This is a genomic window from Mycolicibacterium gilvum, assembly GCF_900454025.1.
GTDB lineage: Bacteria > Actinomycetota > Actinomycetes > Mycobacteriales > Mycobacteriaceae > Mycobacterium > Mycobacterium gilvum.
In genome coordinates, this window is the sequence record NZ_UGQM01000001.1 from 5,688,014 (window position 1) to 5,709,751 (window position 21,738).

Annotated in this window: 26 protein-coding genes and 1 pseudogene; 17 read left to right on the plus strand and 10 right to left on the minus strand. The window is 69.9% G+C overall.

All coding sequences use genetic code 11. From position 1 onward, the window contains the following. The first annotated feature begins 8 nt into the window (after positions 1-8). From DYE23_RS26760 to DYE23_RS26775, 3 genes are all read left to right on the plus strand, one after another. On the plus strand, positions 9-800 hold the full coding sequence (locus DYE23_RS26760) for a CPBP family intramembrane glutamic endopeptidase (protein ID WP_013473068.1): 792 nt from the start codon (positions 9-11) through the stop codon (positions 798-800). 16 nt (positions 801-816) lie between these two features. Further along, the gene (locus DYE23_RS26770; protein ID WP_172527847.1) at positions 817-2,046 is read left to right on the plus strand and encodes an LCP family protein; all 1,230 of its coding nucleotides are present in this window, start codon (positions 817-819) and stop codon (positions 2,044-2,046) included. Between the two features lie 112 nt (positions 2,047-2,158). Continuing rightward, on the plus strand, positions 2,159-2,722 hold the full coding sequence (locus DYE23_RS26775) for a ferritin (protein WP_099962097.1): 564 nt from the start codon (positions 2,159-2,161) through the stop codon (positions 2,720-2,722). Here DYE23_RS26775 and DYE23_RS26780 read toward each other — a convergent pair. From DYE23_RS26780 to DYE23_RS26790, 3 genes are read right to left on the minus strand one after another with little or no spacing between them, the layout of a single operon-like run. Continuing rightward, a complete protein-coding gene (locus DYE23_RS26780) occupies positions 2,719-3,540 on the minus strand; it encodes a glycerophosphodiester phosphodiesterase (protein WP_011892038.1) in 822 nt (273 codons plus the stop codon). The genes DYE23_RS26775 and DYE23_RS26780 overlap by 4 nt on opposite strands. Before the next feature lie 4 nt (positions 3,541-3,544). After that, complete coding sequence (locus tag DYE23_RS26785; protein WP_115328614.1) at positions 3,545-4,540, minus strand: DUF4328 domain-containing protein; 996 nt, start codon at positions 4,538-4,540, stop codon at positions 3,545-3,547. A gap of 14 nt (positions 4,541-4,554) precedes the next feature. After that, positions 4,555-4,896, minus strand: coding sequence for a rhodanese-like domain-containing protein (locus tag DYE23_RS26790; protein WP_011892036.1), 342 nt, complete (start codon positions 4,894-4,896; stop codon positions 4,555-4,557). A 360-nt stretch (positions 4,897-5,256) separates the two neighbouring features. Here DYE23_RS26790 and DYE23_RS30960 point away from each other — a divergent pair, with 360 nt between their 5' ends. Continuing rightward, on the plus strand, positions 5,257-5,412 hold the full coding sequence (locus DYE23_RS30960) for a hypothetical protein (RefSeq protein ID WP_172527848.1): 156 nt from the start codon (positions 5,257-5,259) through the stop codon (positions 5,410-5,412). 39 nt (positions 5,413-5,451) lie between these two features. On the opposite strand, the gene DYE23_RS26800 is transcribed toward DYE23_RS30960, so the two are convergent. After that, the gene (locus DYE23_RS26800; protein ID WP_172527951.1) at positions 5,452-5,727 is read right to left on the minus strand and encodes a S26 family signal peptidase; all 276 of its coding nucleotides are present in this window, start codon (positions 5,725-5,727) and stop codon (positions 5,452-5,454) included. A gap of 98 nt (positions 5,728-5,825) precedes the next feature. On the opposite strand from DYE23_RS26800, the gene sodN reads away from it, so the two are divergent. From sodN to DYE23_RS26815, 3 genes are all read left to right on the plus strand, one after another. After that, positions 5,826-6,260 carry a superoxide dismutase, Ni gene (sodN, locus tag DYE23_RS26805; protein WP_011892033.1) on the plus strand — a complete coding sequence of 145 codons (435 nt, stop codon included), beginning with the start codon at positions 5,826-5,828 and terminating at the stop codon, positions 6,258-6,260. A 177-nt stretch (positions 6,261-6,437) separates the two neighbouring features. Further along, entirely contained in the window at positions 6,438-6,971 is a 534-nt protein-coding gene (locus tag DYE23_RS26810; protein WP_011892032.1) for a hypothetical protein, read from the plus strand. A gap of 455 nt (positions 6,972-7,426) precedes the next feature. Beyond that, a complete protein-coding gene (locus DYE23_RS26815) occupies positions 7,427-7,825 on the plus strand; it encodes a helix-turn-helix domain-containing protein (protein ID WP_011782790.1) in 399 nt (132 codons plus the stop codon). Positions 7,826-7,864: 39 nt separating this feature from the next. Here the strand turns inward: DYE23_RS26815 and DYE23_RS26820 are convergent, their stop codons facing one another. From DYE23_RS26820 to DYE23_RS26830, 3 genes are all read right to left on the minus strand, one after another. Then, positions 7,865-8,995, minus strand: coding sequence for a hypothetical protein (locus DYE23_RS26820; protein ID WP_115328615.1), 1,131 nt, complete (start codon positions 8,993-8,995; stop codon positions 7,865-7,867). Continuing rightward, positions 8,992-9,483 (minus strand): ImmA/IrrE family metallo-endopeptidase, encoded by a 492-nt coding sequence (locus DYE23_RS26825; RefSeq protein ID WP_011892030.1) that lies wholly within the window; start codon positions 9,481-9,483, stop codon positions 8,992-8,994. The genes DYE23_RS26820 and DYE23_RS26825 overlap by 4 nt, the downstream gene beginning before the upstream one ends. Before the next feature lie 63 nt (positions 9,484-9,546). After that, complete coding sequence (locus DYE23_RS26830) at positions 9,547-10,416, minus strand: hypothetical protein (protein ID WP_115329118.1); 870 nt, start codon at positions 10,414-10,416, stop codon at positions 9,547-9,549. Positions 10,417-10,580: 164 nt separating this feature from the next. On the opposite strand from DYE23_RS26830, the gene DYE23_RS26835 reads away from it, so the two are divergent. The 6 genes from DYE23_RS26835 to rraA are packed head-to-tail and all read left to right on the plus strand — an operon-like array spanning position 10,581 to position 14,200. Beyond that, positions 10,581-11,237, plus strand: coding sequence for a DUF6474 family protein (locus tag DYE23_RS26835; RefSeq protein ID WP_013473074.1), 657 nt, complete (start codon positions 10,581-10,583; stop codon positions 11,235-11,237). A gap of 25 nt (positions 11,238-11,262) precedes the next feature. Beyond that, positions 11,263-11,757 (plus strand): hypothetical protein, encoded by a 495-nt coding sequence (locus DYE23_RS26840; protein WP_011892027.1) that lies wholly within the window; start codon positions 11,263-11,265, stop codon positions 11,755-11,757. A gap of 35 nt (positions 11,758-11,792) precedes the next feature. Further along, the gene (locus tag DYE23_RS26845) at positions 11,793-12,329 is read left to right on the plus strand and encodes a copper resistance CopC family protein (protein WP_011892026.1); all 537 of its coding nucleotides are present in this window, start codon (positions 11,793-11,795) and stop codon (positions 12,327-12,329) included. Further along, positions 12,326-13,249, plus strand: a complete 924-nt coding sequence (locus tag DYE23_RS26850; protein ID WP_115329119.1) for a CopD family protein — start codon at positions 12,326-12,328, stop codon at positions 13,247-13,249. Before DYE23_RS26845 ends, DYE23_RS26850 begins: the two co-directional genes overlap by 4 nt. A gap of 41 nt (positions 13,250-13,290) precedes the next feature. After that, positions 13,291-13,716 (plus strand): hypothetical protein, encoded by a 426-nt coding sequence (locus DYE23_RS26855; RefSeq protein WP_115328616.1) that lies wholly within the window; start codon positions 13,291-13,293, stop codon positions 13,714-13,716. Position 13,717: 1 nt separating this feature from the next. Then, complete coding sequence (rraA, locus tag DYE23_RS26860) at positions 13,718-14,200, plus strand: ribonuclease E activity regulator RraA (protein WP_013473079.1); 483 nt, start codon at positions 13,718-13,720, stop codon at positions 14,198-14,200. On the opposite strand, the gene DYE23_RS26865 is transcribed toward rraA, so the two are convergent. Then, complete coding sequence (locus DYE23_RS26865) at positions 14,158-15,642, minus strand: flavin-containing monooxygenase (RefSeq protein ID WP_115329120.1); 1,485 nt, start codon at positions 15,640-15,642, stop codon at positions 14,158-14,160. The two genes, rraA and DYE23_RS26865, sit on opposite strands and share 43 nt — an antisense overlap. Before the next feature lie 44 nt (positions 15,643-15,686). Here DYE23_RS26865 and dinB point away from each other — a divergent pair, with 44 nt between their 5' ends. Continuing rightward, positions 15,687-16,928 carry a DNA polymerase IV gene (gene dinB, locus DYE23_RS26870; RefSeq protein WP_013473081.1) on the plus strand — a complete coding sequence of 414 codons (1,242 nt, stop codon included), beginning with the start codon at positions 15,687-15,689 and terminating at the stop codon, positions 16,926-16,928. 15 nt (positions 16,929-16,943) lie between these two features. On the opposite strand, the gene DYE23_RS26875 is transcribed toward dinB, so the two are convergent. Then, on the minus strand, positions 16,944-17,948 hold the full coding sequence (locus DYE23_RS26875; RefSeq protein WP_013473082.1) for a PHP domain-containing protein: 1,005 nt from the start codon (positions 17,946-17,948) through the stop codon (positions 16,944-16,946). A gap of 83 nt (positions 17,949-18,031) precedes the next feature. Here DYE23_RS26875 and DYE23_RS26880 point away from each other — a divergent pair, with 83 nt between their 5' ends. Next, positions 18,032-18,409 (plus strand): ArsR/SmtB family transcription factor, encoded by a 378-nt coding sequence (locus DYE23_RS26880; protein ID WP_011892019.1) that lies wholly within the window; start codon positions 18,032-18,034, stop codon positions 18,407-18,409. Continuing rightward, a pseudogene (locus DYE23_RS26885) lies at positions 18,406-20,044 on the plus strand (SulP family inorganic anion transporter). Before DYE23_RS26880 ends, DYE23_RS26885 begins: the two are co-directional and overlap by 4 nt. A 1-nt stretch (position 20,045) precedes the next feature. On the opposite strand, the gene DYE23_RS26890 reads toward DYE23_RS26885, so the two are convergent. Then, positions 20,046-20,618, minus strand: coding sequence for a TIGR03086 family metal-binding protein (locus DYE23_RS26890; RefSeq protein WP_099962103.1), 573 nt, complete (start codon positions 20,616-20,618; stop codon positions 20,046-20,048). A gap of 62 nt (positions 20,619-20,680) precedes the next feature. Here DYE23_RS26890 and DYE23_RS26895 point away from each other — a divergent pair, with 62 nt between their 5' ends. Next, entirely contained in the window at positions 20,681-21,544 is an 864-nt protein-coding gene (locus DYE23_RS26895) for an LLM class F420-dependent oxidoreductase (RefSeq protein ID WP_115328617.1), read from the plus strand. Positions 21,545-21,738: the final 194 nt, after the last annotated feature.

Here is a 21,738-nt window from a genome sequence, read left to right on the forward strand (position 1 = left end):
CCGCTACCGTGACTGCGGTGAACGCGACCGTGCACAGACACGACGACGACGACCTGACCGAGGCGCAACGCCGCGCGCTTCGCCTCGAGATCGCCGTCGTCCTGGCGGTCACCTTCGGCCTGAGCGCCTACACCGCGCTGCTGAGCCTGACCGAGGGCGTGCTGCTCGGCCTGGCCGATCGGACCGTCGCGCTCAACCCGAGCCGCTCCCCGTTCGACCTGATCGACCTGGGCCGCAACCTTGCGAGCCTGCTCCAACTGGTGGCCTGGGGTGCGCTGGCGATCTACCTGCTGTGGCGCAGCGGGGACGGGCCAGCGCGCATCGGGCTGGCCCGGATCCGGTGGCGCCAGGACATCCTCGGCGGCGTCGGGCTCGCGATGCTGATCGGCATTCCCGGGCTGGCGCTCTATCAACTGGCCCGGCTCATCGGCGCGAACGCGTCCGTCGAACCCGCCGAACTGAACGACACCTGGTGGCGCATCCCGGTCCTGCTCCTGCTCGCATTCGGCAACGGGTGGGCCGAAGAGATCGTCGTCGTCGGGTTCCTGCTCACCCGGCTGCGCCAGCTCAAGGTCAATCCCTGGACGGCCCTGGTGATCTCGTCGCTGCTGCGTGGTGTCTACCACCTGTACCAGGGCTTCGGCGCGGGGCTGGGCAACATCGCGATGGGGCTGGTGTTCGGCTACGTCTGGCAGCGCACCGGCAGGCTGTGGCCGCTCATCGTCGCCCACACGCTGATCGACGTCGTGGCCTTCGTGGGGTACTCGCTGCTGGCAGGTCGGCTCGGTTGGCTGCTCTAGCACGTACATTCTCACTGTGACCCACGAGCGGCCGCCGTTCCCGGAGCGACGCGAGCCGCCCCAGGTGATCCGGCGCGACCCGAACCGGCGCCCCCCGTGGCCGCCGAATCCGCCCACTCCGGCGCGCAGACCGATTCCGCCGCCGCACCGGGCGCGCGCCGTCCCGCCACCTCCCCCACCGCGCCGGCCCCCTCCACCCCGTCCGCCGGCACCCCGGCCCCCTCCACCCCGACCGCCCGCACCCCGACCGCCCGCACCGGTCGCCGCCGCCCCCCGCAAGCCACGTCGTGTCCGGCGGTGGTTCCGGATCGCGCTGGCGTGTCTGCTGCTGATCGCCGTCGCCGGGGTGGCCGTCGGCGCGTGGATCGACTCGTCGCTGTCGCGGCTTCCCGCGCTCGCCGACTACGCCGGCCGCCCGCCCGCGGGCGCGGGCACGACCTGGCTGCTGGTCGGCTCCGACGGCCGGGAGGGACTGACGCCCGAACAGCAGGCCGAACTGACCACCGGCGGCGATCTCGGCGCCAGCCGCACCGACACGATCCTGCTCGTCCATCTGCCGGGCATCGGATCGAGCACGCCGGCGACCATGGTGTCGATACCGCGCGACTCCTACGTCCCCATCCCCGAGTACGGCAGCGACAAGATCAACGCCGCGTTCTCCCTCGGGGGACCGCCGCTGCTGGCCCAGACCGTGGAGCAGGCCACCGGGCTCCGCATCGATCACTACGCCGAGGTCGGTTTCGGCGGATTCGCCGGCATGGTCGACGCGGTCGGCGGCGTCACGGTCTGCCCGGCCGAACCGATCAACGATCCCCTCGCGGGCATCGACCTGCCCGCCGGCTGTCAGGAACTCGACGGCCGCAACGCGCTGGGCTACGTCCGGTCCCGCGCGACCGCGCGCGCGGACCTCGACCGGATGGCCAACCAGCGGCAGTTCATGTCCGCGCTCATCGAACGGGCGTCCAGCCCGGCGGTGCTGCTCAACCCGCTGCGCTGGTATCCGCTCGCCTCCGCGGCCGCCGACACCGTGGCCGTCGACGACGGCGACCACGTCTGGGACCTCGCCCGGCTGGGCTGGGCGCTGCGCGGCGACGTCACCACCGTCACCGTGCCGATCGGGGAGTTCACCGAAAACAGCGCCGGCTCGATCGTGGTCTGGGACAGCGAAACCGCGCAGCGGTTGTTCGCGGCGCTGGCCTCGGACTCCCCTGTACCCGCCGATGTCCTGGAAGCCGGCAATAGGTAGCCAGCAAATTCTGTTGTGTCGGTCACATTATCTAGTCGAACTAAGGTTAAGCTTCCCTCGGTAAGGTCCACCTTCGGTGACAACCCGGTCTGAGCTGGCATATCGTGGCCGCATGACCGCGACGCCGTTCTCCACGTACTCCGACAGCCTGGACACCAAGTTTCACAGCCTGCTCAACGACCAGGTCCGTAGCGAACTCGGAGCCTCGCAGCAGTACCTCGCCATCGCGGTGTACTTCGACGGCGCCGACCTTCCGCAGCTGGCCACGCTCTTCTACCGCCAGTCGGTCGAAGAGCGCAATCACGCGATGATGCTCGTGCGCTACCTGCTCGACCGCGACGTCCACGCCGAGATCCCCGCGATCGACCCCGTGCGCAATACCTTCGACACCGCGCGCGACGCCCTCGGCCTGGCCCTGGACCTGGAGCGTTCCGTCACCGAGCAGATCAGCCGGCTCGCGGCCACCGCCCGCGACGAGGGCGACTATCTCGGCGAGCAGTTCATGCAGTGGTTCCTCAAGGAGCAGGTCGAGGAGGTCGCCACGATGACGACGCTGGTGCGTATCGCCGAGCGCGCCGGGGCGGACCTCTTCCACCTGGAAGATTTCGTCGCGCGGGAGATCTCGGCATCCGCGGCGGATCCGGCGGCTCCCGCGGCCGCGGGCGGGACTCTCTAGTCCCGGCCCGCTCCGGTCAGACCGTTCTGCAACCAGGCCTTCGTGCGGCCGGGATGGTTGGTCGCTATCCAGGCCACGCCGAGGTCTGCGCAGTACTGGACGTCCTCGTAGTGGTCGACGGTCCAGCAGTACAGCGCCCGCCCCTGCGCGGCGGCGCGGTCGACGAGTTCGGGGTGCTCGCGCAGCGTCGCGATCGACGGGCCGACGGCGGTGGCTCCGACCGTGGTGGCCGCGCCGCCGCCCAGGTAGCGCGACGTCTCGCCCAACAGAACGGTCGGCAGCATCGGGGCCGCACGCCGGATGCGCCACACCGCACCTGCGGAGAACGACATCACGACCGCGCGCGCCATGTCCGCCGACGCCGGCGAGGCGATGCCGTAGCGGTGCAGCAGGGCCAGCACCTTGCTCTCGACCAGGCCGCCGTAGCGCACCGGATGCTTGGTCTCGATGAACATCTTCACCGGCCGGTTCCAGTCCATCACCAGCGAGACGAGGTCGTCGAGGGTGAGCAGCCCGGTGTCGCCCCCGCTGACGTCGTCACGCCGGCTCGGATGCCAGGCGCCGAAGTCGAGCTCACGAAGCTGCGCCAACGTCATGTCGCTGACCAGCCCGGTTCCCGACGACGTCCGGTCGAGCCGTCGGTCGTGGACGCAGACGAGATGACCGTCTCTGGTCAGCCGCACATCGCACTCGACGGCGTCGGCGCCTTCCTCGAGGGCGAGCTGGTAGGCCGCGAGGGTGTGCTCCGGCCGATCGGCGGAGGCACCCCGGTGGGCGACCACGAAGGGATGGCCACCCAACGTCGCGCCGGAGCTCATATCGCTATGCTGCCGGGTTCTGCCCGTCTGTCTCAACTGCACGCGCGGGTTGCGTGTCGTCGACTTCGCCGTCCTGCGGAGCGCCGACGACCACCCAGCGGTGCGACGGCCGGGACACCGGCTGCTGTTCGAATCCGTCGAACACCCGCTGGACCAGCACCAGCGCGGCGAGACCGAACAGGTACGCCACGATCGTGACGACGGTGTTGTCGGCGATCCCCTGCGGGTCGGTGGTGAAACTGGTCGCGATCGAGAAGATCGACACCGCGGTGCTGACGACCCAGACGACCCACCACAGCAGGATCGAGCGGTGCAGCCACCTCAGCCGGGCCTCGGTGTCGGCGAGTTCGATGACATAGACCGGCGCCCACAGAAGGTTGGCCACCGGTACCAGGCAGCCGAGCCGCAGCGACGCGGCCGATCGGGGGTCCTGGTGCCCACGGTGGGCATACGCCGCGGCGCGGCGCGCGATCAGCCAGTTCGTCAGCATCAGGGCGCTGGCCACGACGGTGAACACCGCGACGACGCTGACCGCCACTCCACCCCAGGTCGCTGCCGCGGCGAGCCACGGCGGGAGCAGGACCGTGCGGTTGACGATCAGCAGGATGTAGCGCACGACGTGGACGAAGGCCGCCGCCCCCAGCGCCGCCATCGTGACGAGCAGCAGCGCGCGCACGGCGTTCGCCGAGGGCCCCGTGCGTTCCGCGGTCTGTTCGGCGGGAGCGTCGAAGTGTTCGACCAGACCCCAGCGGGGGATGCTCTGGTACCGCGGCGTCGGCCCGAGTTCCCGTCGGACGCGTCTGGGCCGCGGGGGCGCGCCGGGCCGCACCGCGACCCACCGGTAGCCGGCGGGCGGCCGCGCCGCGGGCCGCTGACCCCAGCCCTGTGCCGGGGCAGGACCCGACGGCGCGAGGAGCGTGCCGCGGCAACGCGGGCACCACACCCGTTGCCGGTCCCGCACGTTCCATCGGGTCCCGCACTGGGAACACACCTGGATCATCGGACCAGCGTAGGTCAGACCGTTCCGACGTTTCCGGCGTCGGTCACCACCGGGCGGCCGGCGCCCGCCCAGGCGAGCATGCCGCCGGTCACGTTGACGGGACGGAATCCGTTCCGGGCGAGGTACTGCGCGACGCGCTGCGACCGGCCTCCCACGTGACAGACGACGTACAACTCGGCGTCGGCGTCCAGTTCGGCGAGGCGGGCGGGGACGTCGCCCATCGGGATGTGGCGGGCCTGGGGCGCGTGGCCGCGCTGCCATTCGTCGTCTTCACGGACGTCCAGGAGTACGACGCCGTCACCGAATGTCGACGGAACGTCGCTGATCGCCGCCTGCGGCACGTCGGGGTCATCCATGCCTCATGCTGACACGGCTCAGGCGTTGCACACCAGCAGCAATAACCCGGTCGCGACGAACTATCCACAGTTTCCACAGGTTCATCCACAGGCCAGGGCGAGGTCGGGGGTGCCGACTGTGGATAACCGACCCCCGCATCTCCGCGACGATCAACAGCGTCCGGTCCGCGGTGAGCGAAATACCTCGCTGCACTAAGCACTTCGGACGCCGGTGGTCACGTTTCCTCCCGATTTCGCCGCAGCGAACAACACGCGTTATGATCGGCGTCACATGGGGGTTGCTGTGATCGAACTCACTGGAACCTCTGAGTGGTTGCTCGAGACGGGGAGGTATTCGAGCGTGCAGGTGAGGAGCATCTGATGTCGTCGTCTCCGATGGGCTCCGGGTCGGCATTTCCGCCCTCGGAGTGGCAGTCTTCGCGGGTTTACACCCGCAGTCAGCTGATGGCCTGCCTTCGCGCGGGACTCATCGCGCTCGTCCTGCTCGGGGTGCTGGCCCTGATCATCCTGTACTGAGTCGCCCTTTACCGGGTCGTCGTCCTTTCCCGGGTCCCGTCACTTCCGGGCTCCCGGCACCGTCCAGATCACCCGGTACGAACGCGCCGCCGGCACCCAACCGAACTGTCTCGAGTCGACGACGCCCGGCGCCCGGGCATTGTCCGACAGCGCCTCGAACGTTGCGCCGCAAGAAGATCGACGCACCCGCCCGACCCGCTTGACCAGAAAGCGCGTCGCGAGCGTCGGGTCCGGAAACACCCGCAGCTGGCCTTCTTTCGGCCGTCCGCCCCGCAGCGCGATCAGACCGTCACCCGGCTCCAGGGTGGGGCGCATCGAGTCCTCGACGACCACGAATCGGCGCAACGGTCCCCAGGCCCGCAGGCGGGACGGCCCATGGTTTTCGCCCACGACGTAAGGGTAAGTTAAGGCACATGCTGCATCGACTCTTCAACTCCGTCTTTTCCGAAGCGACCCCCGCCCACGCACACTGCGACCTGTTCTGCGGTGTCTACGATCCCGCGCAGGCCAAGATCGAAGCGATGTCCTGCCTCAAGACGATCAAGAAGTACCACGAGTCCGACGACGAGCACTTCAAGACGCGGGCGATCATCATCAAGGAGCGCCAGGCCGAAGAGGTCAAGCACCACCTGACCGTGCTGTGGGCCGACTTCTTCACCCCCGAGCACTTCGAGCAGTTCCCGAACCTGCACCAGCTGTTCTGGCAGGGCGTCAAGGGAGCCGGCGACGTCAAGAAGTCGCTCGATCCCGCGGTGGCCGAGAACGTCCTCAAGATCATCGACGAGATCGCCGACATCTTCTGGCAGACCGACAAGGGCAAGCAGATGGGCGTCTACCCGCCGTCCTGACGCACTCCCGCACCTCGTACAGCGCCCACCCGGCCCGGTCCCCGCGACCGGGCCGGGTGTCGTTTTGTTACCTGCTGGCAATCGTGTCCTATTGCGTGCCAACGGGTCTCTGACGCATTCTGGGCGAATCGACCCACGGCTGTGTCGGGCAATACCCTTTGGACACCGGGAGGCGAAGTGGATTTCGGGTCCGGCCGCGCGATCGAGATCGCCCCGTTCCATTCCCGTGGCTCACTGAAGGGCTTCGTGGTGTCCGGGCGCTGGCCCGATTCCACCAAGGAGTGGGCGCAACTGCTCATGGCGGCGGTGCGGGTCGCGTCGCTTCCGGGCCTGCTGTCCACCACGACCATCTTCGGGGTCCGTGAGGAACTGCCGGAGCAGCCGGAGCCGGGAACCGTCGGCCTGGTGCTCGCCGAGGGCACCGTGGTGGGCGAATCAGCGGTTCCGCCGGGGCATTTCGCCGATCGCCAGCCGCCGGCGCTGATGATGCTGCACCCGCCGTCGGAGACGACCCCGTCGCTGCCGGAGTGCACCGGCGCGGCCTCCGGGTGCGTGCTGCTGCCCGGCCTGCCGCATCTCGGGCTCGAGCACCGGGCGGCGTGGGTGGAGGCCGAATCCGACGGCACGGTGACCTCGATGGTGAGCCGGGTCGGTGTCGACCCGATCAGCCACCCCGACACCGCGATCCTGGCGATGCTGCTCGCCGCCTGAGCCTCGCACCGTCGCCGTGCCACTGGCTACTGACACTTTCGTTAGCTGATCGTCCCGGTGTGCTTGCTCGAGTTTGCACTCTCACGAGGTGCGGAGCGTGGCGGCCCCGGCACCGCCCGTACCGGGCCATATACCCTCCAGCAAAGCCTCAGAGCCTTGCGGAAGCAAAGAGTCGGACGTTGCCGGGGGCATGTGGGGGGACTGGTGTGACGACGGGTCCCAAAGAAGCGCGGTCACCGTTACTGCACTGCCGTTAGTATTTGCTTAGCCGCACGGTGACGTCGCGGTGTCAGGCGAGTTCGAGAACGCCGTTCACACGAGCAGCGGCGGGCCTGACAGGTAACCCAACTGAACTTGACGCCGTTTGCACTTGGTTGTGGCCACAACTGTCGCTACGATGATCAGCAAATACGCCGCCCTGAAAACCCGCTCGCCAGTATGTGGAGGTCACAACGATGAGCAACACGTTTGCCGCTCGCCTCAATCGCCTGTTCGACACCGTCTACCCGCCCGGACGTGGGCCTCATACCTCCGCTGAGGTGATCGCAGCACTGAAGGCGGAGGGGGTGACCATGTCCGCGCCGTACCTGTCGCAGCTGCGTTCCGGCAACCGAACCAACCCGTCCGTGGCAACGATGGCGGCGCTTGCCAACTTCTTCCGCATCAAGCCCGCGTACTTCACCGACGACGAGTACTACGAGAAGCTCGACAAGGAGCTCACGCTGCTCGCCGGGATGCGTGACGAGGGCGTTCGCCGGATTGCGGCGCGCACGGTCGGGCTGTCCGCGGAGGCCAAGCAGGACATCGTCCAGAAGGTCGACGAACTCCGCCGTCGCGAGAACCTGGACGATTAGCCCGGAACGAATGCCGGCGAGGTAGCGGGCAACAGGGGTTCAGTCGCCGGCGGAGAAACCGGTGCTGAGCTCGCGGTATTGGCGGGCGATCTCGAGAATCCACTCTCGATCCGAATAGCGGGCGGGCTGACGCAGCCAGGCGATCCCCGGGAACTTCTCACGGCCGTCCCAGATCCACGCGGCGACCGCGCGGGCCTGCTCGGACGGCGCCACGTCGGGTGCCTCCAACTCGGCGCGCTCGACGAGATCGTCGAGATCCGCCACCTCGGCGCCGGTGGAGTCGACGGGACGCAGTGCCCCGTCGGCGGCAGTGGCCTCCAGGAACAGCGCATCGGAGATCAGGGACATCCGCTCGGCGACGCGGAACACCAGCGGCCCCCGCGGGCGCACGCCGATACCGACGTCAGGATGGCGGCGTCCCAATTCCTCCAACAGCGGCGCAATCGTGCGGAGCTCCCGCCGGGCGCCGACCCAGTCCTCCAGGCTCGGCAGCAGCGACCCGGCCGCGACGATCAGCATCGCGCACCCGAGCAGTGTGGCCGCGGCGCCGACGCCGACCAGTCCGGACGTGCCGACCGCGCGCAGCAGGAAGAACGCCAGCGCGAGCACGATGAGCACGATGCCGATCGTGAACACGAACAGTGCCCGGCCGCGGCGGGTCCGATTGGAGTGCCGCAGACCCGCCGCGGCGACCAGGCTCAACGCGACCAGCACGTAGAGCAGCGGGAGCAGCCACGGCAGCATGTTGCCGCCGCCGCTGAGGTTGCGCCTGAGGTACTCCTCCGGCGACATCTCCGGCTGCTGCTCGGCCGCCAGGAAGATCCCGAGGCTGACCGCGGCGATCACCGCGGCGACGCCGTACTGGATGAAGGCCAGTTTCTTCGCCGTGGCAGGGGTGCGGCTCGACGCGACGGTCGTGATCATCACCGCGCTGCCCGCGGCACACGCGATGAGCGCGACCTGGCTCAGCCCCATCGAGATGTTGGGCCAGCGCAGCATGGTGTCGATCAGCAGGGTCAGCGGCTCCCAGTTCAGCGCGGCGACGACGCCGAGGCTGCCCAGCGCCAGGATCATCGCGGTGCTCACGAGCGACTGCTTGTTGACCAGCGCCCAGCCGATCCGCAAGCCGGTGGCCAATCCGAGAAGACCGGCGATCACCCAGACGATCAACCAAATGCCTCTCCGAGGCGGACCTGCACGATCGACGAACGATCGGACGGCAGCCGTCCCAGCCGGTAGATGAGCAGGGCGGCGAAGTCCTCGGCCTCCTGTTCGGCGTCCTCACCGCTGGGTCCCATGCAACCGGTGCGCTGGTTGAGCATGTAGCCGATCAGATCCGAGCTCGCGAGCTCGGTGCTCTCGATCGCGGCCTGCACGACGGGAATCCCCTCGTGGCCGAGAACGAGATGGCCGAGTTCGTGGGCGAGCGTGCGGTCCCAGGCCGGCAGTCCCTGCTGGATCAGGAACACGTCCCGATCGGTGTACTGCCGCCACTGGCCGCACACACCCGGCGGCAACTCGGCGGTCGTCAGTTCGATCGGTCTGCCCCGGCTCTCGCTGACGGCCTCGACCAGCCTTGGCAGGGAGACCTCTCCCTGACGCGGAGCAAGGTCGAGTACTTCACTGACCGCACGTGTCACGCTGCGGCTCGCAGGCATTCTTCCCCCTCTCGATGTCATCCACTATGCGCCGCCGACCCTGTCCGGGTGGACGGTTCGGTGTCAGTTCATGAATCGCGCGATCCCCGTGGTCCGCACCCCCTGTGCTGCCTTGGCCTGCCGGTAGCCGAGAAGACCGCCGGCACCGGTGAGGAGCAGAATCCCGGCCAGTCCCGGCAGCGCCAGGGCCGCGATCTGCGAGACGCCGGCGCCGCGCAGATACTCCCCGTAGCCGGCGCGGCTGGCCGAGGCCGGGATCGTGACCCTGTCACCGGCGGAGGCAGGCATCGACCGGCCGGGCGCCGCGGGTGCGGCCGGCGACGCCGGTGCGGCCGCAGATGCGGGAGGCAGCGCCGCCGACGCCGGTCCGGCGCCACCGGGCGCCACCGCGGCGGGGCCGAACCCCGCCGGGCCGGCGATCACGATCGGCGCATTGATCGGCAGCTCTTCGGCGTCGGCGCTCCCGACGCTGATGCCGGGCACGACGTCGAGCACGTCGGAGCGCTGGGGGCCGAGCGCGGGCGCGGGGATCGTCGGCGGCATGCCGACGGGCCGGTCCCTGTCCTGGCTGGACACCGACGGCGGGCACTCCCACGCCGGTTCGTCGCAGCACGGCCCGGGGAGTGGGGAGTCGGGACGCTCGAGCGGCCGTTCGCCGGCGTCGGGCTTCCTCGGGGTACGGCGGGCGGGTTCGGGGTCACGGTCGGCGGCCACGTCCTCGGAGTTGCCCGATGCGGCGCGCTCAATCCTGCTCGGGCGTCCGGCATCCGGGGGTCGTGCCGGTCGGTCCGGACGGGAGCTCGCGGGCGCGGTCGCTGCCACGCTGTCGTCGCCGGACGACTCTGCCGGGTCGGCCTGCGCGGTTCCGCCGCCGAGCAGCAGGCCGGAGACGACCAGGCAGGTCGCTGCCGTGCTCCGCGCACGCGAACCCACGTCGTCACCACCCTCCGACGACGTGCCGCCGCCTGCCCGCACTGTGCTGCGATTCTCGCACAAACGGCTGGTGATGTTTGCTGTACAACGGGACGATAGTGTTGGACTTCGTGTCCGCCGCATCCCCGGCGGAATGTGCCGACGAGACCTGGGAGGCCGCTGGGATGGGTCTGTTCAAGCGACGCAAATCCCGCGCGACCCGCAAGGCGGAAGCCCGCGCGATCAAGGCCAAGGCGAAGCTCGAAGCCCGACTGTCGGCCAAGAACGAGGTTCGCAGGTTCAAGGCGGAGCAGAAGGCCCGCAACCGGGCGCTCAAAGCCCAGCTGCGGGCGCAACGGGACAGCGACCGCAACGCCCTGCGCATCGCCGAGACCGAGCTGAAGACGGTCCGCGAGGGAAAGCTGTTCTCCCCCGGCAAAATTCGGCGGTTCCTGACGATCGCGCGCCTGCTGGCGCCTGTCGCGGTCCCGCTCGTGTACCGGGCGTCGATCGCGGCGCGCGGCGTGATCGACGAGCGTCGCGCCGATCAGCTCGGCGTCCCGCTGAGCCAGCTCGGCCAGTTCTCCGGGCACGGCGCCCAGCTGTCGGCCCGCATCGCCGGTGCCGAACAGTCGCTGCGACTGCTGGCCGAGAAGCGGGCCAAGGATCAAGAAACCGCACAGTTCGTCCGCGCGATCACCGACCGGCTCAGCGATCTGGCCGCCGCGGTCGCCGCCGCCGAGAACATGCCGTCTGCCCGCCGCCGGGCCGCGCATTCGGCGATCACCGAGCAACTCGACGGAATCGACGCCGACCTGATGGCCCGCCTGGGCGTGGTCTGACCCGTTGTCCACGGCCCCTGCGCGAGTGCGCGGTACGGCGGCGGGGCTGCTGACAGCCGCGCTGACGGTGGCCGCGCACAGCGTCGGCGGGGGCGGGCTGCCGTTCGGCGTGGACGTCGTCGCGCTGGGCGTCGTCGCGGTGACCGTGGGTGCGGTGCTCGCCTCCGCGTCCCGCGGCGGTGACGTCAGGATTCTCGCGGTGGTGCTCGCCGCAGGTCAGGTCGCCGGTCACGCGGTGCTCGCCGCGCCGGGCCACCTGCACGCGGCTGCCGCGCTGCCGGCCTGGTCGATGGTCACCGCACACGTCGTCGCGGTCGTGGCCGGCGCCGCCCTCATCGGGATCGGCGAACATCTGGCCCGTGCGCTCTCGCGCGTTGTGCCGTCGGCGGCACCGGCCGGCGCCGCACCGATCGCCCCGTCCCGGCAGCCCGTGGCGCGGTCGTCGGACCATCCCCTGCTGTCGACGCTTCTTCTCGCCTCCTCGATGTCGCACCGGGGCCCGCCGGTCAGCACGCGCTGACCCGTCCCCCGACCCCTCGAAGAGAAGACAATCGAATGACTGCACTCCGGCGTGCGACGCACGCCTTCCTCCTCGTCGCGGTGATGCTCGGCCTCTCCGCGACGCTCGTCCCGACCGGAACCGCATCGGCGCACGCGACCCGCGTCGCCAGCGATCCCGCGGAGAACGCCGAGCTGGCCCGACCACCCGCGCGGGTCTCCGCGACCTTCAACGAACCGATGCAGGCGCTGTTCGCCGCCATGACCGTGGTGGGTCCCGACGGGGCCCTGTGGTCCGACGGTGACGTCGCCGTCGACGGCACGGTGATCGGTGTCGCGTTGCGGCCCGGCGGTCCGGCCGGCGAGTACACCGTGAACTACCGTGCGACCTCCGCGGACGGACACGTCGTGACCGGTTCCTGGAGCTTCCGGGTGCTCACCGCAGCCGGCCCGGCCCCGGCCACGGCGGCCCCTGTGCCGGCCGAAGCAGACGGCGCCGACGGAACCGACGGCGTGCCGGCCTGGCCGTTCGTCGCGGCGGTCACGGTGATCGTGGCTGCCGGCGCGCTGTGGGCGGTACGGCGCCGGTCGTGACGCACCGTCGCGCGGTGGCGGGCGGTGTGCTCGTCACCGTCGCGGCGTGCGTCATGGCGTGGGGCCTGGCGTATCCGGCGAGCCCTCTCGGACCCGCGGTGATGCGTGCGGTCGCCGACGCCGCCGCGGTCGCCACCCTCGGACTGGTCGTCGTCCCGCTGCTCGACGGTCCGCGCTACCGCGCCGAACTCTCCCGACGGGCGTGGCTGCCGCTCGTGGTCGCGTCGGCGACGTGGGTGGTGGCCGAGGTGGTGCGACTGACGATCACCGCCGCGGGCGCCGCCGGGACCGGGGCGACCAGCCTGGGGCTGCGCACCGCCGTCGAGTTCGCCACCCGGACCGCGCCCGGCCGCGCGGGCCTGCTGACGATCCTGGCCGCGGCGCTGGTGTGCGCGCTGGCCGTCCTGCGGATCGGTTCCGTCCCGACGGTCGTGGCGTCGGCGGGTGCGGCGGCGGTGGGGATCGTCGGGCACCCGTTGACCGGGCACCTCGCCGACAGCCCGTTCGGCGGCGTCGCGATCGCCGTGCACGCGCTGGCCGCGGCCGTGTGGTGCGGTGTGCTGGCCGCGGTGGTGCTCACCGTCGACCATCGCGGCCAGTGGGCCCGGATCCTGCCCCGGTTCTCCCGGCTGTCGTTCGGCTGTGTCGCCGCGCTGCTGGCGGGCGGGGTGGTCGGCGGGGTCGCGATGCTCACGTCTGCGGCGGATCTCTACGCGACCGGTTACGGGAGGGTGCTGACCGCGAAGATCGCCCTCACCGTCGTCCTGGTCGTGCTGGCCTGGCGCAATCGCCGGATCTGGTTGCCCGCGGCCCGCACGCACCGCAGTTCGGCGGTGCTCTCGCGGTCGCGCGCCCATGTCGAGGTGGCGTTGATGGCGGCCGCTCTGGCCGCCGCGGCGACGCTGTCGGTCACCGGCTGAGGCCGCCGGGAGCGCCTCGGGCGACCTGGCATGATGGTGCCATGTCAGACCAGCCGGACGGGCCCGACGAAAGTCCCGCAACCCCGACCCCACCGGCCACGCCGCCCCCGCCGGTGAAGAAGGCCCCCGCGAAGAAGGCTCCGGCCAAGAAAGCCCCCGCCAAGAAAGCCACCCCGGCCAAGGCTGCGCCGGCCAAGGCTGCGCCGGTCAAGAAGGCGCCCGCCAAGAAGGCCGCCGCGAAGAAGGCCCCGCCACCTCCGGCAGACGCCGTCGCCTCGGCGGCGAAAGAAGCCGCCGCACAGGCAAAGTCGACGGTTGCCACGGCCAGCACCGCGGTGACCAGCCCGCCTCCGGCACCGCCGGGACCGGCCAGCTCGTCGCGGCTCCCGCTCGCGGCGGCAGCGGTTGCCGGTGTGCTCGCGCTGGTGGTTGCGCTGCTGGTGGCACGACGCAACAGCGACGACTGACATGGCACTCACCCCCCGTCCGACCGCGGATCTGGTCGACGAGATCGGCCCCGAGGTGCGTAGCTGCGACCTGCAGATGCGTCAGTTCGGGGGCAGGTCGGAGTTCGCCGGACCCATCACCACGGTGCGGTGTTTCGAGGACAACGCCCTGCTGAAGTCTGTGCTGTCAGAACCCGGCGACGGCGGCGTACTCGTCGTCGACGGAGACGGTTCGGTGCACACCGCGCTGGTCGGCGACGTGATCGCCGAACTGGGCCGCTCCAACGGCTGGTCCGGTCTGATCATCAACGGCGCGGTCCGGGACGCCTCGACCCTGCGCACCCTCGACATCGGCATCAAGGCGCTCGGCACGAATCCGCGCAAGAGCTCCAAGACCGGCGACGGTGTGCGCGACGCGGTGGTCGAGTTCGGCGGCGTGGTGTTCACCCCCGGCGACATCGCCTACAGCGACGACGACGGGATCGTCGTCGTCACCGCCGACTGACCGAACTCGAGCGCCTCGTCGTCGACCCTGCCGCGCCGGATCAGCTGCAGGTCGAACAGATAGTTCTGTTTCAGCCGCCACGGTGCGCGCGAGCCCGCCTTGGGCAGGTGGTCCAGTGCGCGCAGCACGTATCCGGGAGTGAAGTCCAGCAGCGGACGCTCGTCGACACCACCGCCCGGATGCCGAGGCTCCATGCGGGTGTAGGAGTGCTCGTCCATGTGGTTGATGATGCGGCAGAAGAACTCGGAGACCAGGTCTGCTTTCAGCGTCCACGAGGCGTTGGTGTACCCGATCGTGAACGCGAGGTTGGGCATACCGGTGAGCAGCATGCCCTTGTAGGCCATGGTGTCGCTGAGCTCGATCACCTCGCCGTTGCGTGAGATCACCGCACCGCCGAACAGCCGCAGGTTCAAACCGGTTGCGGTGACGCTGATGTCGGCATCCAGATGCTGCCCCGAGGACAGCGTGATGCCGGTCCTGTCGAACCTCTCGATGGTGTCGGTGACGACGTCGGCCCTACCCGTGCGGATGGTCTCGAACAGATCGCCGTTGGGCGCCAGGCACAACCGCTGGTCCCACGGGTTGTAGCTCGGGCCGAAATGCCGTGCGACGTCGTAACCTTCGGGCAGCCGCCGCTGCGCCATCGTCATCAGCGTCCGGCGCATGAATCTCGGGAAACGCCGCGACAGCTGGTACTGCACCGACTGGAACAGGATGCTCTTCCAGCGGTTCACGACGTAGGCAGCACCGGTGGGCAGCGTCTTGTTGGTCCGTACCGTGAACGGGTCCACGTCGGGCAGCGCGCCGACGTAGGTCGGTGAGCGCTGCAGCATCGTCACATGTCCGGCACCTGAATCAGCAAGTGCCGGAACGAGAGTCACCGCGGTCGCACCGCTGCCGATGACGACGACGCGCTTGCCGGTGTAGTCGAGGTCCTCGGGCCAGTGCTGCGGATGGATGATCGGGCCTTCGAAGTCCTGCGCGCCGGCGAACTCCGGGGAGTAGCCGCGGTCGTAGTCGTAGTAGCCGCTGCACGCCATCAGATAGCGCGCACTGATCTCGACCCGCTCGCCTCCGCGCTCGACGTGCACGGTCCATCGGTTGTCGGCGTCCGACCAGTCCGCGGCGACCATCCGGTGGCCGTAGCGGATGTGCCGGTCGATCCCGAACTCGGCGACGGTCTCCCTCAGATAGGCCATGATCGACGGACCGTCGGCGATCGCCTTCTCCGATGTCCACGGCTTGAACCGGAAGCCGAGTGTGAACATGTCGGAGTCCGAGCGGATGCCGGGGTATCTGAACAGGTCCCAGGTGCCGCCGAGATCGTCGCGGCCCTCCAGGATCACGAAGCTCTTGCCCGGGCAGCGGTTCTGCAGGTGCCAGGCCGCGCTGATGCCGGAGATGCCGGCCCCGACGACGACGACGTCGACTTCTTCGGTCATCTTCACAAAGCTAACGGCGATCTGTCGGTCGTCAATGCGAACATGTGTTCGTGTCGGGTATCGCCTCTTCGGGGCCGTCGGGTCGGACGGCGGCGATCCTGCACGCGGATCTCGACTCGTTCTACGCCTCGGTCGAACAGCGTGACGATCCGTCGCTGCGGGGTCGTCCCGTGCTCGTCGGCGGCGGGGTCGTGCTCGCCGCGAGTTACGAGGCGAAGGCGTTCGGGGTGCGCACGGCGATGGGCGGCCGTCAGGCCCGGGCGCTGTGCCCGCAGGCGATCGTCGTCGCGCCGAGGATGCGGGCGTACTCGGATGCCAGCGCGGCGGTGTTCGAGGTGTTCCGCGATACCACGCCCGTCGTCGAGCCGGTGTCGGTCGACGAGGCGTTTCTGGATGTGTCGGGGTTGCGCCGGGTTTCGGGGACGCCGGTGCAGATCGCCACGCGCCTGCGTGAACGCGTGCGCGACGAGGTCGGTCTGCCGATCACGGTGGGCATCGCGCGCACGAAGTTCCTGGCGAAAGTGGCCAGCCAGGAGGCCAAGCCCGACGGACTGCTGCTGGTACCGCCCGACCGTGAGCTCGCGTTCCTGCATCCACTGCCCGTGCGACGGCTGTGGGGCGTCGGCGCCAAGACCGCGGACAAACTGCGCGCGCACGGTATCGAGACGGTAGCCGATGTCGCCGAGCTGAGCGAGACCACCCTGAGCTCGCTGGTCGGTGGAGCGATGGGCCGGCAGCTGTTCGCGCTGGCGCACAACGTGGATCGCCGTCGGGTGGTGACGGGTCAGCGGCGGCGCTCGGTCGGCGCGCAGCGCGCACTGGGACGGGCGGGCAGCGCGATGACCGCCGACGAGGTGGACGCGGTGGTGGTGAACCTGATCGACCGCATCACCCGGCGCATGCGGGCCGCCGACCGGACGGGCCGCACGGTGGTGCTGCGACTGAGATTCGCCGACTTCAGCCGCGCGACGCGCTCGCACACGATGCCGTGGGCGACCGCGTCGACGGACGCGATTCTGGATGCGGCGCGGGGTCTGGTCGCCGCCGCGGCGCCGTTGATCGGTGAGCGCGGTCTGACGTTGATCGGTTTCGCGGTGTGCAACATCGACCGCGACGGTGCCCAGCAGATGGAATTGCCGTTCGCCTCGCCTGCCGAGGCGCGGGATCCGCTCGGCGTGGACCTCGCGATCGATCGGGTGCGCGGCCGCTACGGCAACGCCGCGCTCACGCGGGGTGTGCTCCTCGGGCGCGACCCGGGCTGGGAGGTGCCCATGCTCGCCGAGTGAACCAACCCGACTGAGTCAGGACGAGGTCCATTCCAGCAGGCGCTGCGCCGGCCAGGTGTTGACGATGCGGTCGGCCTCCAGGCCGGCGTCCAGGGCGCGCTGGGCGCCGTAGCCGAGAAACTCCAACTGCCCGGGCGCGTGGGAGTCGGTGTCGATCGAGAAGACGCACCCGATCTCCATCGCGAGGTTCAACAGGCGGGTCGGTGGATCGCGGCGCTCGGGGCGCGAGTTGATCTCGACGGCCGTGCCGGCGTCACGGCACAGGCTGAACACCTTCTCCGCGTCGAATTTCGACTCGGGTCGCATGCCCCGGCCGCCGGTGACGAGCCGGCCGGTGCAGTGTCCGAGGACATCGGTGTGCGGGTTGGCGACGGCGGTGAGCATCCGCCGCGTCATCGCGGGCGCGTCCATCGCCAGTTTGGAGTGGACGCTGGCGACGACGATGTCGAGCCGTTCGAGGAGTTCGTCTTCCTGGTCGAGGGATCCGTCTTCGAGGATGTCGACTTCGATGCCGGTGAGAATCCGCATCGGGGCGACGGTGTCGCGGATCTCGTCGATCACGTCGAGTTGCTCCCGCAGGCGCTCGGGGGACAGACCGTTGGCGATGCGCAGGCGCGGTGAGTGATCGGTCAGCGCGCAGTACTCGTGGCCGAGGTCGCGGGCGGCCAGCATCATCTCCTCGATCGGCGCCGACCCGTCCGACCAGTTGGAGTGCACGTGCAGGTCACCGCGCAGTGCGGCGCGGATGTCGCCACCGCCGAGGTCTTCGGCGTTCTCGCGCAATTCGACCAGCACATCGGGTTCGGCGCCGGCCCACGCCTGGGCGATGACCTTCGCGGTCTTGGGACCGATCTTGGGCAGGGACTGCCAGCTGTTGGCCACCCCGTGCTTCTCGCGCTGGGCGTCGGTCAGCGACTCGACGACGTCGGCGGCGGTGCGGTAGGCCATCACCCGGCGCGGGTCCTCGCGGGCGCGGTCCTTGTAGTACGCGATCTGACGCAGCGCAGTGACCGGGTCCATACCTCCAGTGTGCCCGGATCGCTCGGATCCATGGATACACTGATTGCGAAATCGTTCAATCCATCAATCCGCAAGGTTCGCCGATGCCCCATCGTTCCCCCGCCGAACAGCAGCGACCGCTCTACGAGATCAAGGCCAACCTGTTCAAGGCGCTCGCCCACCCCGCCCGCATCCGCGTGCTCGAGATCCTCGCCACCGCCGATGATCCCGTCTCGGTCAGCGACATGCTCGCCGACACCGGTTTCGAAGCCACGCTGCTGTCGCAACACCTCGCCGTCCTGAAAAAGCACCAAGTGGTGACCGCACGCCGCGTCGGCAACTCCGTGTTCTACGAACTGGCCCACCCTCTGGTCTCCGAACTCCTGGTGATCGCCCGCACGTTCCTGGCCGACACGCTCGCCGGCCGGCGCGATCAGCTCAGGTCGATCAAGGCACTGCCCCCGCTGCCGGGGCGGGCATGATCACCATCGGCAGGCTCGGCCGGCTCCTCCCCCAGCGGAGCGACTACACCGACCTGCGGCGCTCGTGGCGGGCCGACCTGCTGGCCGGCGTCACGGTCGGCGTGGTGGCCCTTCCGCTGGCCCTGGCGTTCGGCATCAGCTCCGGGGTGGGGGCGGCGGCAGGGCTGATCACCGCCGTGGTGGCCGGGCTGGTGGCGGCCGTGTTCGGCGGTTCCTCGGTTCAGGTCTCCGGACCCACCGGCGCGATGGCCGTCGTGCTCGCGCCGATCGTCGCCATGCACGGCCTGGGCAGCATCGCGTTGGTGACGGTGCTCGCCGGCCTGCTCGTGCTTCTCGCCGGCGTGACCGGGCTCGGCCGGGCCGTCACGTTCATCCCGTGGCCCGTCATCGAGGGGTTCACCCTCGGCATCGCCGCGATCATCTTCCTGCAGCAGATCCCGGCGGCGTTCGCCGCCGGCGGCCCGCCGGGCGAACGGACCCTGCCCGCGGCGTGGCACGTCGTGACCCACGCCGACTGGTCGGAGGCGGTGAAGTCCCTGGGTGTGATCGCGTTCGTCGTCGCGCTGATGGTCGCGCTCCCCCGGATCCACCGGGCCATCCCGGAGTCCCTCGCCGCGGTCGTCGGCGCCACCGTGGCCGTCGGCGTCCTGGGCATCTCGGTCGCCACGATCGGTGAGCTGCCCTCGCATCTGCCCGCACCCATGCTGCCCCAGATCGTCCCGGGGGCGCTTCGCGATCTGTTCGGAGCGGCGCTGGCCATCGCGGCGCTGGCCGCCATCGAATCGCTGCTCTCGGCGCGCGTCGCGGCCACCATGGCGCCGACGGGCCCCTACGACCCCGACCGCGAACTCGTCGGCCAGGGACTGGCCTCCGTGGCGTCGGGCGCCTTCGGCGGGATGCCCGCCACCGGCGCGATCGCGCGCACCGCCGTCAACGTCCGCTCGGGTGCCCGCACCCGCCTCGCCGCCGTCGTGCACTCGGTCGTGCTGCTCGGCGTCGTCTATCTGGCCACCGGGCCGGTGGCGGCGATCCCGCTGGCCGCGCTGTCCGGGGTGCTGATGGTGACGTCGTTCCGGATGATCTCGCGCTCGACGATGCGCAAGATCCTGACCTCGACGCGGTCGGACGCCACGACGTTCGTGCTGACCGCCGTCGTCACCGTGTGCTTCGACCTGATCGAGGCGGTCCAGATCGGCATCCTGGTCGCGGCGTTCTTCGCCCTGCGCAGCGTCGCGCGGCGCAGCAGCGTGGTGCGTGAGGAGCTGCCCCCCCCACCGCCCGGGCGACGAGGAGATCGCGCTGCTGCGCCTCGACGGTGCCATGTTCTTCGGTGCGGCCGAACGGATCTCGAATGCGATCGTCGACGGCGACCATCCCCGCACATCGGTCGTGATCATCCGGATGTCGCAGCTCGGCATGCTCGATGCGACGGGCGCGAATACCCTGGCACAGATCTGTACCGAGTTGGAGGCCCGCGGCATCACCGTGATCATCAAGGGTGTGCGTCCCGAACACAGCGCGTTGCTGGCCAACGTCGGAGTGTTCGAATCCCTGCGCCACGAGCGGCATCTGGTGGACACCCTCGACGAGGCGATCGATCACGCCAGGACGCACGCGCGGCGTCAACCGCACTGAGTCAGGCGGCGGACCACGACGGATCGCGTCCCGTCATCGCGATCACCCGGTCGAGCAGGGGCGCGTCGTCGGGCACGGGCACCGGCGCGTCGAACAGCCCCTCCACCGGGCCGTCGGCGGTGAACGCCGCCAGGTGTCCGTGCACCGCGGCGAGCGTCTCGCCGTCGACCTCATAGGGAAGGCCGGCGGAGACGGCGACATCCCAGCCGTGCACCACGACCTCGGTCAGCGCGATCAGACCGCCGACGTCGGCGGGGAAGTCCACTCCGCCGGCGCGCGACATCCCCTCCCACGCCGCCGGCTCCCGCCACGCCGACGCCAGGCTTGCCAGCCTGGACGGGTAGGACTCCCGCCAGCCGTCCTCCACCCCGTCGCCCATCTCCGGCGGGGTGTCGGTCAGAGGGCCGAACTCCTTGCGCGCCGCCGCGTCGAACGCCAGTGCCAGCCCGCCGATGTGGGCGATCAATGCCCCGAGGTCCATGCCGCTGCACGGCGTGGCGGCGCTCAGCTGGTCGTCACGCACGCGGTCGAGAAGTCCGGCGGTGCCCGCGCACGCCGCAGTCATGTCGATCATGTCGGTACTGACCCTTGCAGCGCCCGGAACTCATCACAGGCGATCGGCCTACAGTCGGCGGGGTGAGATTTGCATTCAAGACCTCCCCGCAGAACACCACCTGGTCGGACATGCTCACGGTCTGGAAGGCCGCCGACGACATCGACGTCTTCGAATCCGGCTGGACCTTCGACCACTTCTACCCGATCTTCTCGGACCCGACCGGGCCGTGCCTGGAAGGTTGGGTCACGCTGACCGCGCTGGCCCAGGCGACCACCCGGCTGCGGGTGGGCGTCCTGGTCACCGGTATCCACTACCGCCACCCCGCGGTCCTCGCCAACATGGCCTCCGCACTCGACATCGTCTCCGGCGGACGGCTCGAGCTCGGCATCGGCGCGGGCTGGAATGAGGAGGAGTCCGGCGCGTACGGCATCGAGCTGGGCAGCATCACGGAGCGGTTCGATCGCTTCGAGGAGGCCTGTCAGGTGCTGCGGGGGTTGCTCTCGCAGGAGACCACGACGTTCGACGGCAGGTTCTATCAGCTCAAGGACGCCCGCAACGAGCCGAAAGGACCGCAGCAGCCACACCCGCCGATCTGTATCGGGGGCAACGGAGAGAAGCGCACGCTGCGTATCACCGCGCAGTACGCCGACCACTGGAACTACGTCGGCGGAACGCCCGAGGAGTTCGCGCGCAAGCGCGATGTGCTGGCCGCGCACTGCGCGGACATCGGGCGGGATCCGAAGGAGATCATGCTGTCGGCCCATGTGCGACTCGGCGCGGATCTCGATGTCGACAAGGTCATCGCTGAGGCCGCTGCGCTCGGCGACGAAGGACTGGACCTCGCGATCGTCTACCTGCCGCCACCGTACGACCCGGCCGTGCTCGAGCCGCTGGCCGAGAAGATCCGCGCGTCCGGGCTGCTCGACAGCAACGTCGACGGATGATCACGGTTCGATAACGTCCGGCAAACACTCCGTCGCCGGCGTCGCCGCGGCGACAGCAGCCGCCGCGGGTTCGCTAGACGCCGAAGCGGAGGAGTTCGTCGGGGGTGATGAGCCGCTCCGCTTTCGCGGGAAATTCACGGCTCTTGACCGGGTGTCGGAACAATGTCCAGGCGATTCGACCCACCCGTGTCCGG